The following is a 15,002-nucleotide window of genomic DNA, read 5'->3' as shown; positions in this document are numbered from 1 at the left end:
CCGCACAGGGGCCGTCCGGTACCGTGAGACCTGATTTTCCAGGGCGACGACAGGGAAGGGAGCCGCGCGGATGCACTTGAAGAGCCTCACGCTCAAGGGCTTCAAGTCGTTCGCTCAGCCCACGACGTTCGCGCTCGAGCCGGGGGTCACGGCGATCGTCGGGCCCAACGGCTCGGGGAAGTCGAACGTCGTCGACGCGCTCGCGTGGGTGATGGGCGAGCAGGGCGCCAAGACCCTCCGCGGCGGCAAGATGGAGGACGTCATCTTCGCCGGCACCGCGACCCGCGGCCCTCTCGGCCGCGCCGAGGTGCAGCTCACGATCGACAACTCGGACGGGGCGCTCCCGATCGAGTACAGCGAGGTCACGATCAGCCGCACGCTGTTCCGCAGCGGCCAGAGCGAGTACGCGATCAACGGCGAGTCCTGTCGGCTCCTCGACGTCCAGGAGCTCCTGAGCGACTCCGGACTCGGCCGCGAGATGCACGTGATCGTGGGACAGGGACGCCTCGACACCGTGCTCCAGGCCTCGCCGGAGGAGCGCCGCGGCTTCGTCGAGGAGGCGGCCGGCATCCTCAAGCACCGTCGCCGCAAGGAGAAGACGGTCCGCAAGCTCGAGGCCATGGAGCAGAACCTCACGCGTCTGAGCGATCTCGCGGGGGAGATCCGCCGACAGCTCAAGCCGCTCGGCCGCCAGGCCGAGATCGCCCGGGAGGCGCAGACGATCGCGGCCGTCGTGCGCGACGCGAAGGCGCGCCTGTACGCCGACGACGTCGTGCAGCTGCGGCACGCGCTCGCCGATCACGCCAGGGACGAGCACGAGCGCCACACCGAGCGCCTCGCGCTGCAGGAGCAGGCCGACGCCGCGAAGGCCCGGATCGCCGCGCTCGAGCGGGAGCAGAACGCCGAGGCGGTGGATGAGGCGCGTCGCATCCTCTTCGGCCTCGAGCAGGTGCAGGAGCGTCTGCGCGGCCTCTACACCCTCGCGAACCAGCGTCTCGCGCTCCTGGGCGAGCGAGACGACGACGCGGACGCGAAGGTCACGGTGAGCCGCGGCGACATCGACGACGCCCGCGCCGAGATCGTGGAGATCGCCGACGGCGTCGGCGCCGCACAGGACGCGGCGCAGGAGGCCACCCGCCAGGTCGCCGCCGCGCGGGCCGAGCTGGATGCGCTCGACGTCGAGATCGCCGAGCAGAGCGCGCTCGTGTCGGCGCACGACATGCGGATCACGACGCTGCGGGGAGCCGCCGAAGCGGCGCAGCAGACCCTCGCGGCGGTGCGCGGCGGCGTGCTGCGGCAGCAGAACGCGCTCGACGCGGCGGAGCAGCGCCGGCGCGAGGCGGCGGAGGCGTTCGAGGCGCTCGAGGACATCGCCGTCGCCGAGGGCACCGCAGCCGACCTGCAGGCGCGCTACGAGGACGCGCAGCGCGAGGCGGCCGAGGCGGAGGCCGCCGTGGAGGAACTCCGCGAGGCGCATCGTGCGGCAGAGCGCGAGGCGGACGCGCTCACGGCGAAGGTGTCGGCGCTGGGCAGCGCGCTCGACGTGCAGGGCGGGGCCGCCGAGCTGATCGCCCGCGGCGGCGCCGGCGTGCGCGGGCTCGTCGGCGAGAGCGTGCACGTCGCGGGCGGGTACGAGGCCGCCGTCGCCGCTGTGCTCGGACCGCTCGCGGAGGGCATGCTCGTCGACGACGAGGACGCCGCCTTCCAGGCCGCGCGCGACGCGGTCGATGTCGGCGTCGTGGACATCGTGATCGCGGGCGGCCGAGCCGGCGACCCCGTCGCCGCGCCGCGAGGCGCGACGCCCGCGCACGCGGTCGTGACGGCGCCGGACGGCGTCCTCGGGCTGCTCGCCCGCGTCGTCATCGTCGATGACCTCGACGCGGCGCGGGAGGTGCTCGCGACCGCCGGCTCGGATGACCTCGGCATCACGGTCGTGACACGCGCCGGCGAGGTGTGCACGGCGCGCACCCTGCGCGCCGGCTCCGGCGGCAGCCGCTCGCGCCTCGAGCTCCAGGCCGAGCGCGACGCCGCGTCCGAACGACTCGCCGAGGTGCAGCGCACGCTCGACGACCTCGGACCGCGACGCGAGGAGGCGGCGGAGCGCCTCCAGGCGGCGCGGCGCGCGACGCGCGAGCGGCTCCAGGAGCTCCGCGAGCACGACGCCCAGCTCGCTCAGCACGCCGAGCACGTGAACCGGGTGACCGTGCGCCACGAGGCCGCGATCGCGGAGTGCGAGCGCCTCGAGGCGGGTCTCGCGCAGGCGGCCGGGGCCGTGTCCGACGCCGAGGCGAAGGCCGCAGCGGCCGCCGCGGAGCTCGAGCGCGCCCTCGAGGAGCCCCGCCCCATCCTCGACGCCTCGGCGCGGGACGGCCTGCTCGCCGCCGTGGAGGCAGCGCGCGAGCGCGAGATGGCCGCTCGCCTCGAGGTGGAGACCCTCCGCGAGCGGGTGCGCGCGGCGGAGGCGCGCGCCGTCGAGCTCGAGCGGCAGCGCGAGCGCGAGCAGGCGGCCGCCGAGCAGGCCGCGCGGCGAGCGGTCATCCGGCGCGCCCAGCGCGAGGTCGCGGAGGGCGTGACCGCCGAGCTCCCGCGGGTGCTCGACTCCGTGGACCGCTCAGCGGCCGAGGCCCGCCTCGCCCTCGCCGAGGCCGAGAGCGCCCGCTCGGCCGTCACGGCCGAGCTGCGCGACCTGCGCCAGCAGGAGGGGCGCCTGCGCGAGCGGCTCTCGGGACTCACCGAGAGCGTGCACGGCATCGAGCTCCAGATCCACGAGAAGAAGCTCCACCTCACGAGCCTCCTCGAGCGCGTCGCGAGCGAGCTCGGCCTCTCCGAGGAGATCCTCGTCGCGGAGTACGGACCCGACCAGCCCGTGCCGCGCGACATCGGGGATCTCGGCGCCGCGACGGGAGACGACGACGCCGACGAGCCCTCGACCATCCCCTACGACCGGCGCATGCAGGAGCGCCGCCTCCGCGAGGCCGAGCGGAAGCTGTCGCAGCTGGGGCGCGTCAATCCGCTCGCGCTCGAGGAGTTCGCCGCACTCGAGCAGCGGCATCGCTTCCTCACCGAGCAGCTCGACGATCTCGTCCAGACCCGCAAGGACCTCATGACGATCATCGCCGATCTCGACGAGCGCATGCAGACGATCTTCGCCGCGGCCTTCGAGGACACCCGAGCGGCGTTCCAGGAGGTGTTCCCGATTCTCTTCCCCGGCGGCACCGGCAGCATCTCGCTCACGAACCCCGACGACATGCTCACGACCGGCATCGAGGTCACCGTGCGGCCCGTGGGGAAGAAGATCGAGCGGCTGTCCCTGCTGTCGGGCGGCGAGCGGTCGCTCGCAGCCGTCGCGCTCCTCACCGCGATCTTCAAGGCGCGCCCCAGCCCGTTCTACATCCTCGACGAGGTCGAGGCCGCGCTCGACGACGCGAATCTGGGCCGGCTGCTCGGCGTCTTCGAGCAGCTGCGCGCCTCGAGCCAGCTGCTCGTCATCACGCACCAGAAGCGCACCATGGAGATCGCCGACGCGCTCTACGGCGTGTCGATGCGCCAGGACGGCGTCTCGGCGGTCGTCGGCCAGCGCGTCGGCGATCGCGTGGCCTCGTGAACGCGCTCGAGGCGTTCGACGCGATCGCGCCGCGGCTGCGCCGCGCCCCCGACGTCGAGGCGCACGACCTCGTCGCGGCAGACGCGAGCGATCGCCTCATCCTGTCCGAGGCCGACGCGGGCGACGCGCCCGTCGTCGTCATCGGCGACCGATACGGCGGGCTGTCGCTCCCGCTGCTGCGCGCGCACCCGACCAGGGCCATCCGACTGCACCAGGACGCGATCACGGGCCGCCGCGCGCTCGAGCGCAACGCCCGGGCGCTCGACATCGACCTCGCACCCCTCGCGATGCACGCGCTCGACGCCGACCTCGTGCGCGACGCGCGGGTCGTCCTCGTGCAGCTGCCGCGCGCCCTGGACGCCCTCGACGAGATCGCGGGGCTCATCGCGGCGCACGCCGCGCCCGACGTGCGCGTCGTCGCGGGAGGGCGCATCAAGCACATGACGCTCGGCATGAACGACGTGCTCGCGCGGCACTTCCGCGAGGTGAGGGCGAGCAGGGCGGCGAGCAAGAGCCGCGTCCTGCACGCGGCCGGCCCCGATCCGCGGCGATCGGGTGGCTGGCCGCGCTGCGTCCGCCACGACGACGTCGGCATCACAGTGTGCGCGCACGGCGCGGCCTTCGCGGGGGCCTCCGTGGACATCGGCACGCGGTTCCTGCTCGGCTTCCTCCCCGACATGCCCGCCGTCCGGGACGCGATCGACCTCGGCTGCGGGACGGGCGTGCTCGCGACCGCGTACGCGCTCGCGCATCCCGATGCCGCGGTCGTCGCGAGCGACCAGTCGGCGGCCGCGGTCGCGTCCGCCCGCGCGACCGCGGCCGCGAACGGCGCCGACCGCATCGCGGTCGTGCAGGACGACGGCCTCGGCTCGCGTGCCGACGCCTCGGCCGACCTCGTCATCCTCAACCCGCCGTTCCACTCCGGAGCCGCCGTGACCGACGCGATCGCACCGCGCCTCTTCGCCGACGCCGCGCGCGTGCTGCGGCCGGGCGGCGAGCTCTGGTGCGTGTGGAACTCGCACCTCGCGTACCGGCCCGCGCTCGAGCGCATCGTCGGCCCCACGCGCCAGGTCGGCCGCAGCACCCGCTTCACGGTCACCGCGTCGACCCGCCGCTGACGGTCGGCCGCCCGCGCGCCGCGAACTAGGCTGGGAGCATGGCGGAGAAGTGGTCACTCGGGCGCGCGCTGCGCGGGATGTTCGTCAAGCCCACGATCGACGAGGGCACGTGGGAGGACCTCGAGACGGCCCTCATCACGGCGGACTTCGGCCCCGAGATCACCGAGCGCATCGTCGACGAGCTCCGCGAGAAGGTCGATCGGTACCGCACGACCGACCCCAAGGACCTCCAGCGGATGCTGAAGGAGACGCTCGAGGAGCACTTCGCGCGGTTCGACACCACGCTCAAGCTCACCGAGCGCCCCGCGGTCGTGCTCGTCGTCGGCGTGAACGGCGTCGGCAAGACCACGACGATCGGCAAGTTCGCGCACTTCCTGCGCCGCTACAACCGGTCGGTGGTGGTCGGCGCGGCCGACACGTTCCGCGCCGCCGCCGTCGACCAGCTCGCGACGTGGGCGGAGCGCGGCGGGGCAGCGATCGTCCGCCCCGAGCGCGAGGGGCAGGATCCGGCGTCCGTCGCCTTCCAGACGATCGACCACGCCAAGCGCACGGGCACGGAGATCGTGCTCGTCGACACCGCCGGCCGCCTGCACACCAAGGGCGGCCTGATGGACGAGCTCACGAAGATCCGCCGCGTGATCGAGAAGCAGGCCCCCATCAGCGAGGTGCTCCTCGTGCTCGACGCGACGACCGGGCAGAACGGCGTGATGCAGGCGCAGGCGTTCCTCGAGCACGCCGGGGTCACCGGTCTCGTCCTCACCAAGCTCGACGGATCGGCGAAGGGCGGCTTCGTGCTCGCGGTGCAGGAGCGCACGGGCATCCCCGTCAAGCTGCTCGGTCAGGGCGAGGGGATCGGCGACCTCACGGGCTTCACGCCGCACGTGTTCGCCGCGTCGCTTGTCGACTGACGGCTCGGATGGTTGAGTAAGCGACATGGCGATCGAACACGACTTCTTCGGACTGCTGGAGTCCGGTCCCGACGGCTCGATCTTCTGGTCGGAGAACGTCGAGCTCGGCGACCAGACCGTGTCCGTCGACCTGACGGCGCCCGATCAGGAGGACGTGTCGCAGGAGGCGCTGGACGCCGCCGCGGCGATCGTGTCGTCGCTCGAGGAGGTCGACCGCCGCAGCCGGATCGCCATGCTCGGCGAGGTCGATAACCGCGCGAGCGAGGTGACCGAGTACATCCTCATGCAGCAGGAGACGCTCGGCGACGGCCTCGAGGACTTCCTCGTCGACATCTCCGGCGATCCGGCGGTCGACATCATCCGCTCGCTCAATCTCATGAGCATGACGATCCTCGCGGACGAGCACGGCGGATCCGACCCGTTCGCGGTGCTCGAGTACGCGCTCGACCCCGACGCGACCGACGACGTGCTGCTCGTGAACCTCACGAGCGACGGCAGCATCCACTCGGTCACGAGCGCCGAGTAGCGCGCCTCAGCGCGACGCCGCGATGAGCTCGCGCGTGAAGGGGTGCGCCGGCGAGGCGTAGACGTCCTCGGTGGCGCCCGTCTCGACGATCCGCCCGTCCTGCATCACGGCGACGCGGTCGCTGACGAGGCGCACGACCGCGAGGTCGTGCGAGATGAACACGATGCCGAGGCCCTCGTCGCGCTGGAGGCCGTCGAGCAGCCGGAGGATGCCGGCCTGCGTCGTGACGTCGAGCGCCGAGACCGGCTCGTCGCAGACGAGCACGTCGGGACGGCCCGCGAGAGCCCGGGCGATGGCGACGCGCTGGCGCTGCCCTCCGGACAGCTCCGCCGGGCGCCGCGCGAGGATCGACGCGTCGAGGCCTACCCGCGCGAGCAGCTGTGCGGGCGCGGGTGCGCCATCCCGATGAGAGTGCCGCAGGATGCGCGCGACGTCGTGGCGCGGGTCGAACGAGGCCAGCGGGTCCTGCGGGACGAGGCGCACGCGCGGCGCGGGGTCGGCGAGCACCCGCCGACCCGCATCGGGCGCCTCCGCTCCGATGAGGAGGCGCGCGAGCGTCGACTTGCCCGAGCCCGACTCGCCGACGACGCCGAGCGTCTCGCCGCGGCGCACGACGACGTCCACGCCGTCCACGGCCGCCGTGGGCGCGCCGGATGGCCCGCGATACCGCCGGACGAGGCCCTCGCCCCGCAGCAGCACGGGGCCGGGAGGGGCGGATGGCGCGGGCCGCGGCCCGCGAGGACGCGCCGCGAGCAGCGCGCGCGTGACCGCGTGGGTCGGCGCGGCGAGGACGGTCTCGGCCGCGCCGGCCTCCACGATGCGTCCGGCGTCGAGGACCGCGACGCGGTCCGCGACACGGGCGACCGCGCCGAGGTCGTGGCTGATGAGGAGGAGAGCCGCCCCCTCGTCCCGCAGGCGCGCGAGCAGATCCAGCACGCGGACCGCGGTGGTCGCGTCGAGCGCCGTCGTCGGCTCGTCGGCGACGATGACGCGCGCGCCGCCGACGATGGCGGACGCGATGAGCGCGCGCTGGCGCATGCCGCCCGAGAGCGCACCGGGACGCTGCCGCAGCCGGCCGACGGCATCGGGCAGCCCCGCGCTCTCGAGGGCGGCGATCACGCGGCGCCGGCGCTCGGGCCGCGGCACACGGCGCACCGCGAGCGCCTCGCCGACCTCGTCCTCGATCGTGCGCAGGGGGTCGAGCGACTGCAGCGCGTCCTGCAGGACGAGTGCGATGTCCGCGCCCCGCAGCCGGCGCCATCCGCGCCCGCCGAGCCGCCGCACGTCCCGCCCCGCGAACGCGAGACGCGATGCCGTGACCGCGGCGCCGGGCGTCGTCTGGATGAGGCCGAGGAGCGTCCGCGCGAGCACGGACTTGCCCGCGCCCGACTCCCCGACGACGGCGAGGCACTCGCCCGCGTCGAGCGCCAGGTCGACCCCCTTCAGCACCTCGCCCGCCCCGCGCAGGCGCACGCGCAGATCGGCGACGTCGAGCACGCTCATCGGCCGGCCCCTCCCAGTCGGCGGCCGACGACCGTGAGCGCCGTGGCGGTGGCGACGATCGCGAGGCCGGGGAAGATCGTCAGCCACGGGGCGTACGAGATGTAGACACGGCCCGCATCGAGCATGGCGCCCCATTCGGGCGACGGCGGCGGCGTGCCCAGCCCGAGGAAGCTGAGGGCCGACACCCACACGATGGCCTGCCCGATGCCGAGGGTCGCCGTCGCTACGAGGGGCCAGAGCGTGTTGGGCGCGATATGGCGCGTGAAGGCGCGCAGGGGAGGGGTCCCCTCGAGGCGCGCGTAGGCGACGTAGTCGCTGCGCGCGACGCCGCGCACCCGCGAGCGGAGGATCCGCGCATAGCCCGGAGCGGTCGCGAGCCCGATCGCGAGGACCGAGCTCTGGGTGCCGGGGCCGAGCACCGCGACGAGGAGGAGCGCCATGACAAGCGTGGGCAGGGCGAACAGCACCTCGACCACGCGCCCGAGGGCCGCCTCGAGCCAGCGCGGACCGAGGCCGGCGGCGAACCCGATCGCGACGCCGAGGCCGATGCCGAGCGCGGTCGCCCAGACGCCGATGCCCGCCGACGCCGCCGCTCCGTGGACGATGCGGACGAGCACATCGCGCCCCGACTCGTCCGTGCCGAGCGGATGGCCGGGGGAAGGCGGGCGGAACGCGGATGCCGGGTCGATCGCGAGCGGATCCTGCGGCGCGAGCACGGACGGCGCGATGATCGCCACGCCGAGGAGGGCGAGGCACGCGAGCGCGGCCGCTCCCGACCAGCCGAGGCGCGACCTCACGAGCCCACCGCCACGTCGGGCATGCGGACGGCACCCGGCCGCGGACCGCGCAGGCGCGGGTCGACGAGCAGCTCGGCCGCGTCGGAGAGGACGACGACCGCGACGTAGAGGAGCGCGACGATCGAGACGGCGCCGATCACGACGGGCACGTCCCGCGCGAGCGCGGCCTCCTGGAGCAGTCGGCCGAGACCCGGGCGCGCGAACAGCACCTCGACGACGACCGCTCCGCTCAGGAGGTTGCCGAAAGCCCATCCCGACAGCGCGATCGCGGGCAGCGCGGCGTGCCGCAGGGTGTGGCGCAGGAGCACGCGCGGCTCGCCGGCGCCCCGAGCCCGCGCCGTGGTCGCGAACGGGGCGCGATCGGCCTCGAGCAGCGCATCGCGGGAGACCTGGGCGAGGAAGCCGGCGATCGGGATCGCGAGCGTCACGACCGGGAGCACGAGCTCGGCGGGCGAGCTGCCGGCGCTCGTGGCGGGGAGGGCGCCGAGCGTCGACGCGAAGACGAGGATGAGCACCGCGCCCAGCCAGAACTGCGGCATGACCGTCGCGGTCACCTCGACGCCGCGGAGCGCGGCGCCGACGACGCGGCCCACACGGCCGCGGGCCGACGTGGCGACGATCGCGCCGGCGACGGCCAGCACCCACGCGAGACCGAGGGCGAGCACGGCCAGGAGCAGCGTCGAGGGCAGCTGCTGCCCGATGAGCTCGGCCACGCTCTGGCGGCGCGCATAGGAGTCGCCGAGCTGCAGCGTCGCGACCCGCGCGAGCTGCACGGCGTACTGCACGACGAGCGGCTGGTCGAGCCCGTACGCGCGCTCCGCGGCGGCGACCGCCTCGGGCCCTGCCTGGGATCCGGGGCCGCCCAGGATCGCCTCGAGCGGGTCGCCCGTCGCGCGCAGCGCGAAGAAGACGACCGTCGCGACGATCCAGACCACGAGCGCCGCGCGCGCGAGGCGCGCGGCGATCCAGCGCAGGGCGGCCATCCGGCTCAGTCGGCCAGGCGCGCGTTCACGAACGTGGGCGTGGCCACCGTGCCGAGGGTCGTGACGCCCGTCGCGCCGCCCACGAGGAAGTGGTTCTGCTGGTCGTAGAGGGGCAGGATCGCGAAGCTCTCGAGCACGATGCGCTGCGCCTCGGTGTAGCGCTCGGCGCGCTCGTCGGGGTCGAGCGTCGACGCCGCGGCGTCGAGGGCCGCATCGAGCTCGGGCAGCTGGAGCATCGCGTGGTTCGCGAAGTACCCCGACGGCGCGGGGACCGTTCCGGACGAGTGGTAGAGGATGCGCAGCACGTCCGGTCCGACGATCGTGTAGGGCGCGCTCACGGCCTCGTACTCGTGCGCGCCGAGCGCGCCGTACCAGGTGGAGAGGTCGACCGGGTCGAGCACGACGTCGAATCCGACCGCCGCGGCATTGGCCTGGACCTGCTCGAAGAGCGACTGCTCTGCCGCGGTCGACTGGTCGGTCGAGACGGGGAACCGCACGGTGAGGCGCGCCCCGTCCTTCATCCGCGTCCCGTCGTCGTCGGCATCGGTCCAGCCCGCCTCGTCGAGGAGCGCCGCTGCCGCGTCGGGATCGGTCGCGAAGAGCTCCTCGTCGGAGTAGGCGAGCGGCTCGACGCTCGACAGCGGCGAGTACGACCGCTCGGCCGTGCCGAGGAACAGCGACTCGATGCCGGGGGTGGGGTCGGCGGCGCGGATGAAGGCCTCGCGCACGCGCACGTCGTCGAACGGGGGCTGGGCCGTGTTCAGCTCGATGCGGTTGGACGAGGCGGGGCGGGGCGCGTCGATGTGCTCGATGCCCTGCTGCTCGGCCGCGACGATGTCGGCGGGCAGCGGGTTGTCGATGACGTCGACCTCGCCCGAGGCGAGTGCGGCCTGGCGCGTGGCGGCGTCGGGGATGAAGCGCCACTCGATGCCGTCGAGGTGCGCGGGCCCGTCGTGGTCGGCGTGCGGGTTCGACGCGACGTAGTCCTCGTTGCGCGTGAGCGTGACGCTCTGCTGAGGGGTCCACTCCTGCACGACGAAGGGGCCGGTCCCGATCGGGGCGAGGCAGTTCTCCTCCTGCCCGCGTGCGAGGCCCGCCGGCGACTCCATGGCCGTCCAGGGCTGGCTCAGGGCCTCGAGCAGGGCGGACTTCGGCGTCGAGAGGCGGAAGCGCACGTGCGTGTCGTCGACGACCTCGATCTGCTCGATCTGCTCGACGGCCAGGTAGCCCGTCGAGGACGCCGTGTCCGGGTCCTGCAGGTGCTCGATGTTGGCCTTGACCGCCTCGGCGTCGAAGGGCGTTCCGTCGGTGAACGAGACGTCGTCGCGCAGCGTGATGTCCCAGGTCAGTCCGTCCTCCGACGTCTGCCAGTCCGTCGCGAGCCAGGGTCGCATCGTGCCGTCGGCGTCGCGGCCGAAGAGCGGCTCGAGGTACTGCGAGCTGAGCAGGGCCTGCGGGTAGTTGCCGCCCACGTGCGGGTCGAGGCAGGTGGGCTCCGCATCGCCGGTCGCGTAGACGAGCGTTCCGCCGGCGGATGGCGACGCCGCGCCGTCGCCGGGCGCCGCGGGAGCGCAGGCCGCGAGGAGCGCGACGGGGAGGATGAGGACGGCGGCGGACAGGGCGCGTGAGGACATGGCTGCTTTCGACGGGAAAGGTGGACAGCGTCCAACTTTACCGGCGCCGGCAGCCCCGGGGCGCGGCGGCGGGTATTGTTGGACGGGATCCAGAAACACCGAGGAGGAGACGCCGTGATGGACGTCCTGCTGGCGGGTCTCGCGCCCGACTACGTTCCCTATCTGGAGGGCTGGTCCCTGCAGCGCCGCATCCACGCCGAGGTGGTCGCCGGCGAGCGCTCCGACACGCTCATCCTGCTCGAGCACGAGGCCGTGTACACGGCGGGCAAGCGCACCGAGCCGCACGAGCGCCCTCAGGACGGCACCCCCGTCGTCGACGTCGACCGCGGAGGCAAGATCACCTGGCACGGGCCCGGCCAGCTGGTCGGCTACCCGATCCTCCGCCTGCCCGAGCGGTTCGCCGTCGTCGACCACGTGCGGCGGCTCGAGCGGATCCTCATCGGCGTGCTCGCCGAGCACGGTGTGGAGGGGTTCCAGGTCGACGGCCGCAGCGGCGTGTGGGTGCAGGGCGTGCTCCGCGAGGAGAAGGTCGCCGCGATCGGCGTGCGCGTCGCGCAGGGCGTGTCGATGCACGGCTTCGCGATCAACTGCGACAACACGCTCGAGGGCTTCGGCGGCATCATCCCCTGCGGCATCACCGATGCGGGGGTGACGACGATGAGCTCGCACGCCGGCCGGATCATCTCGCCCGCCGACGTCGTCGACTCGGTCGTGTCGGCCTTCGCCGCCGAGGACGCGGAGGTGACCGCGTGAGCGCCGCTCCCGACGGACGCCGCCTGCTGCGGCTCGAGGTGCGCAACGCGCAGACGCCGATCGAGCGCAAGCCGTCCTGGATCAAGACGACAGCCAAGCTGGGCCCCGAGTACCAGGCGCTCCACTCGCTCGTGAAGAGCGAGGACCTGCACACGGTGTGCCAGGAGGCGGGATGCCCCAACATCTTCGAGTGCTGGGAGGACCGCGAGGCGACCTTCCTCATCGGCGGCTCGCAGTGCACCCGCCGCTGCGACTTCTGCCAGATCGACACGGGGAAGCCGGCCGAGTACGACACCGACGAGCCGCGCCGCGTCGCGGAGAGCGTCCAGCGGATGGGCCTGCGCTACGCGACGGTGACGAGCGTGGCCCGCGACGACCTGCCCGACACGGGCGCGTGGCTCAACGCCGAGACCGTGCGGAAGATCCACGAGCTCAACCCGAACACGGGCGTCGAGCTCCTCGCGAACGAGCACAATGCGGATCCCGCGCTCCTGGGGCAGATCTTCGACGCGCGCCCCGAGGTGTTCGCGCACAACGTCGAGACGGTGCCGCGCATCTTCAAGCGGATCCGGCCGGCGTTCCGCTACGAGCGCTCGCTCGACGTCCTCACGCAGGCGCGCGCCGCCGGGCTCATCACGAAGTCGAACCTCATCCTCGGCATGGGCGAGGAGCCGCACGAGGTGGTCCAGGCGCTGCAGGACCTCCACGACGCGGGCTGCGACATCATCACGATCACGCAGTACCTGCGGCCGTCGCCGCGTCACCTCCCCGTGCACCGCTGGGTCAAGCCCGAGGAGTTCATCGGGTTCAAGGAGGAGGCGGAGCGCATCGGGTTCCTCGGCGTGCTCGCGGGTCCGCTCGTGCGGTCGTCGTACCGTGCCGGGCGCCTCTGGGCGCAGTCGATGATCTCGAAGGGGCGGGAGATCCCCGAGCACCTCGCGCACATCGCGGCGTCGGCCGACCTCGGCTTCGCCCAGGCGGTCTGACGGCGGCTAGCCTGGAACGGATGGCCAGGACGAGGGGAGCGGGGCGACCGCGCGCGTCCTCGCTCGAGATGCTCGCCGAGGCCGCGTGCGAGCTCTTCCTCGAGCAGGGCTTCGATGCGACGTCGATCGCCGACATCGCGAACCGCGCGGGCGTGAGCCGCTCCAGCTTCTTCAACTACGCGTCGTCGAAGTCGGCGCTCCTGTGGGCCGGCTTCGACGAGCGCGCCGCGGCCCTCGAGCGCGCGCTGGATGCTCCGGGCGTCGACGGGCCCGCGATCGTCGAGGCGCTGCGCGCCTTCGCCGACGGGCTGCGGCCCGACGCGCTCGCCCTCGCGATCGCGAACGCCGACGCCATGGGCATCGCAGCGGACCTCGAGCGCGAGTCGGCGGTGCGGATGGCGCGGATCGCCGCGACCGTCGCCGCCGCGCTGCGGCACGCCGGTCGCGCGTCCATCCCGGCCGACGTGCTCGGAGCCGCGTACGCGGGGGCCGTGATGAGCGCGCTGCGTCACTGGGCGCACGTCGGGCCCGGAGCGCGCTCGCTCGGCGACGTCGTCGCCGAGGCGCTCGGCTCCGTCCCCGTCGACCCGCCGCGCGCGTCGACGTCCGGCGCCGGGTAAAATCGACCCATCATGGCTACTTTCGGCACGCTCTCCGAGCGCCTCACCGACACCTTCCGCAACCTCCGCACGAAGGGCAAGCTCTCGCCCGCGGACGTCGACGGGACCGTGCGCGAGATCCGCCGCGCACTCCTCGATGCGGATGTCGCGCTGCAGGTGGTCAAGGAGTTCACGGGCCGCGTGCGCGAGCGCGCGCTGGGCGACGACGTCAACCGGGCGCTCAACCCCGCGCAGCAGGTCGTGCAGATCGTCAACGAGGAGCTCGTGGGCATCCTCGGCGGCGAGCAGCGCCGTCTGGCGTTCGCGAAGAACCCGCCGACGGTCATCATGCTCGCGGGCCTTCAGGGCTCGGGCAAGACGACCTTCGCCGGCAAGCTCGCCAAGCGTCTCGAGAAGGACGGCCACACGCCGCTCCTCATCGCCGCCGACCTGCAGCGCCCCAACGCCGTGAACCAGCTCCAGGTCGTCGCCGAGCGCGCGGGGGCCGCGATCTACGCGCCCGAGCCCGGCAACGGCGTCGGCGACCCCGTGCGGGTCGCGCGCGACGGCGTCGAGCACGCGCGCCGCCAGCTGCACGACGTCGTGATCATCGACACCGCCGGCCGTCTCGGCGTCGACGCCGAGCTCATGAAGCAGGCCTCCGACATCCGCCGCGCGACGCAGCCCGACGAGGTGCTCTTCGTCATCGACGCGATGATCGGACAGGACGCGGTCAACACCGCGAAGGCCTTCCAGGACGGCGTGGACTTCACCGGCGTCGTGCTGTCGAAGCTCGACGGCGACGCGCGAGGCGGCGCGGCGCTCTCGGTCGCGTCCGTGACCGGGCGCCCGATCATCTTCGCGTCGACCGGCGAGGGCCTCGACGACCTCGAGGACTTCCACCCCGACCGCATGGCGAGCCGCATCCTCGACCTCGGCGACATCCTCACCCTCATCGAGCAGGCCCAGCAGGCGTTCGACGAGGAGGAGGCGCGGAAGGTCGCCGAGAAGTTCGCGACCGACCAGTTCACCCTCGACGACTTCCTGCAGCAGATGCAGCAGCTGAAGAAGATGGGGTCGATGAAGAAGATGCTCGGGATGCTCCCGGGCATGGGCCAGATGAAGCAGCAGCTCGAGGATTTCGACGAGCGCGAGATCGACCGCACCGAGGCGATCATCCGCTCGATGACGCCCGCGGAGCGCGCGAACACGAAGATCCTCAACGGCTCCCGCCGCCTGCGCATCGCGAAGGGCTCCGGCGTGACGGTCACCGACGTCAACCAGCTCGTGAACCGCTTCGAGCAGGCGGCGAAGATGATGAAGACCGTCGCCCGCGGCGGCACCCCGAGCATCCCCGGCATGGGCGCGATGCCCGGCATGGGCCGGCCGGGTGCCTCCGCCAAGCGCGGCAAGAAGGGCAAGAAGGGTCAGGGGTCGCGCTCGGGCAACCCGGCCAAGCGCGCCGCCGAGAACGCCGCTCTGCCGGCGGCGCCCGCGCCCAGCGGCTCGGGCTTCGGTCTCGGCGCGGGCGCGCCGGCGCCGAGCGAGGCCGATCTCGCCGAGATCCAGAAGCTCTTCGGCAAGGGCTGAG

General features: G+C 73.5%; 12 protein-coding genes. 8 read left to right on the top strand and 4 right to left on the bottom strand.

Annotated elements, in window-relative coordinates:
• The first annotated feature begins 70 nt into the window (after positions 1-70).
• From smc to GC092_RS08965, 4 genes are read left to right on the top strand one after another with little or no spacing between them, the layout of a single operon-like run.
• Positions 71-3,604 (top strand): chromosome segregation protein SMC, encoded by a 3,534-nt coding sequence (smc, locus tag GC092_RS08980; protein ID WP_324011461.1) that lies wholly within the window; start codon positions 71-73, stop codon positions 3,602-3,604.
• Positions 3,601-4,722: a class I SAM-dependent methyltransferase gene (locus tag GC092_RS08975; protein ID WP_324011459.1), complete on the top strand. Its 1,122-nt coding sequence runs from the start codon at positions 3,601-3,603 to the stop codon at positions 4,720-4,722. The genes smc and GC092_RS08975 overlap by 4 nt, the downstream gene beginning before the upstream one ends.
• A 38-nt stretch (positions 4,723-4,760) precedes the next feature.
• On the top strand, positions 4,761-5,630 hold the full coding sequence (gene ftsY, locus GC092_RS08970) for a signal recognition particle-docking protein FtsY (protein ID WP_271171696.1): 870 nt from the start codon (positions 4,761-4,763) through the stop codon (positions 5,628-5,630).
• A gap of 25 nt (positions 5,631-5,655) precedes the next feature.
• On the top strand, positions 5,656-6,156 hold the full coding sequence (locus tag GC092_RS08965; protein ID WP_271171697.1) for a DUF2004 domain-containing protein: 501 nt from the start codon (positions 5,656-5,658) through the stop codon (positions 6,154-6,156).
• 6 nt (positions 6,157-6,162) lie between these two features.
• On the opposite strand, the gene GC092_RS08960 is transcribed toward GC092_RS08965, so the two are convergent.
• From GC092_RS08960 to GC092_RS08945, 4 genes are read right to left on the bottom strand one after another with little or no spacing between them, the layout of a single operon-like run.
• The gene (locus GC092_RS08960; RefSeq protein WP_324011457.1) at positions 6,163-7,659 is read right to left on the bottom strand and encodes an ATP-binding cassette domain-containing protein; all 1,497 of its coding nucleotides are present in this window, start codon (positions 7,657-7,659) and stop codon (positions 6,163-6,165) included.
• A complete protein-coding gene (locus tag GC092_RS08955) occupies positions 7,656-8,456 on the bottom strand; it encodes an ABC transporter permease (protein ID WP_271171699.1) in 801 nt (266 codons plus the stop codon). The genes GC092_RS08960 and GC092_RS08955 overlap by 4 nt, the downstream gene beginning before the upstream one ends.
• Positions 8,453-9,439 carry an ABC transporter permease gene (locus GC092_RS08950; protein ID WP_324011452.1) on the bottom strand — a complete coding sequence of 329 codons (987 nt, stop codon included), beginning with the start codon at positions 9,437-9,439 and terminating at the stop codon, positions 8,453-8,455. Before GC092_RS08950 ends, GC092_RS08955 begins: the two co-directional genes overlap by 4 nt.
• Positions 9,440-9,444: 5 nt before the next feature.
• A complete protein-coding gene (locus GC092_RS08945; RefSeq protein WP_324011451.1) occupies positions 9,445-11,073 on the bottom strand; it encodes an ABC transporter substrate-binding protein in 1,629 nt (542 codons plus the stop codon).
• A gap of 114 nt (positions 11,074-11,187) precedes the next feature.
• On the opposite strand from GC092_RS08945, the gene lipB reads away from it, so the two are divergent.
• Genes lipB through ffh form a run of 4 tightly spaced genes read left to right on the top strand, consistent with a single transcriptional unit; the run spans position 11,188 to position 15,001 of the window.
• Positions 11,188-11,826 carry a lipoyl(octanoyl) transferase LipB gene (gene lipB / locus GC092_RS08940; protein WP_324011450.1) on the top strand — a complete coding sequence of 213 codons (639 nt, stop codon included), beginning with the start codon at positions 11,188-11,190 and terminating at the stop codon, positions 11,824-11,826.
• On the top strand, positions 11,823-12,812 hold the full coding sequence (gene lipA / locus GC092_RS08935) for a lipoyl synthase (RefSeq protein WP_271171703.1): 990 nt from the start codon (positions 11,823-11,825) through the stop codon (positions 12,810-12,812). The genes lipB and lipA overlap by 4 nt, the downstream gene beginning before the upstream one ends.
• 20 nt (positions 12,813-12,832) lie before the next feature.
• Complete coding sequence (locus GC092_RS08930) at positions 12,833-13,432, top strand: TetR/AcrR family transcriptional regulator (protein WP_324011447.1); 600 nt, start codon at positions 12,833-12,835, stop codon at positions 13,430-13,432.
• A gap of 12 nt (positions 13,433-13,444) precedes the next feature.
• Positions 13,445-15,001: a signal recognition particle protein gene (gene ffh, locus GC092_RS08925; RefSeq protein ID WP_271171705.1), complete on the top strand. Its 1,557-nt coding sequence runs from the start codon at positions 13,445-13,447 to the stop codon at positions 14,999-15,001.
• Position 15,002 lies beyond the last annotated feature (1 nt).

Source organism: Microbacterium sp. JZ37 (assembly GCF_035188445.1).
GTDB lineage: Bacteria > Actinomycetota > Actinomycetes > Actinomycetales > Microbacteriaceae > Microbacterium > Microbacterium barkeri.
This window is presented reverse-complemented; position numbering and strand designations above follow the sequence as displayed.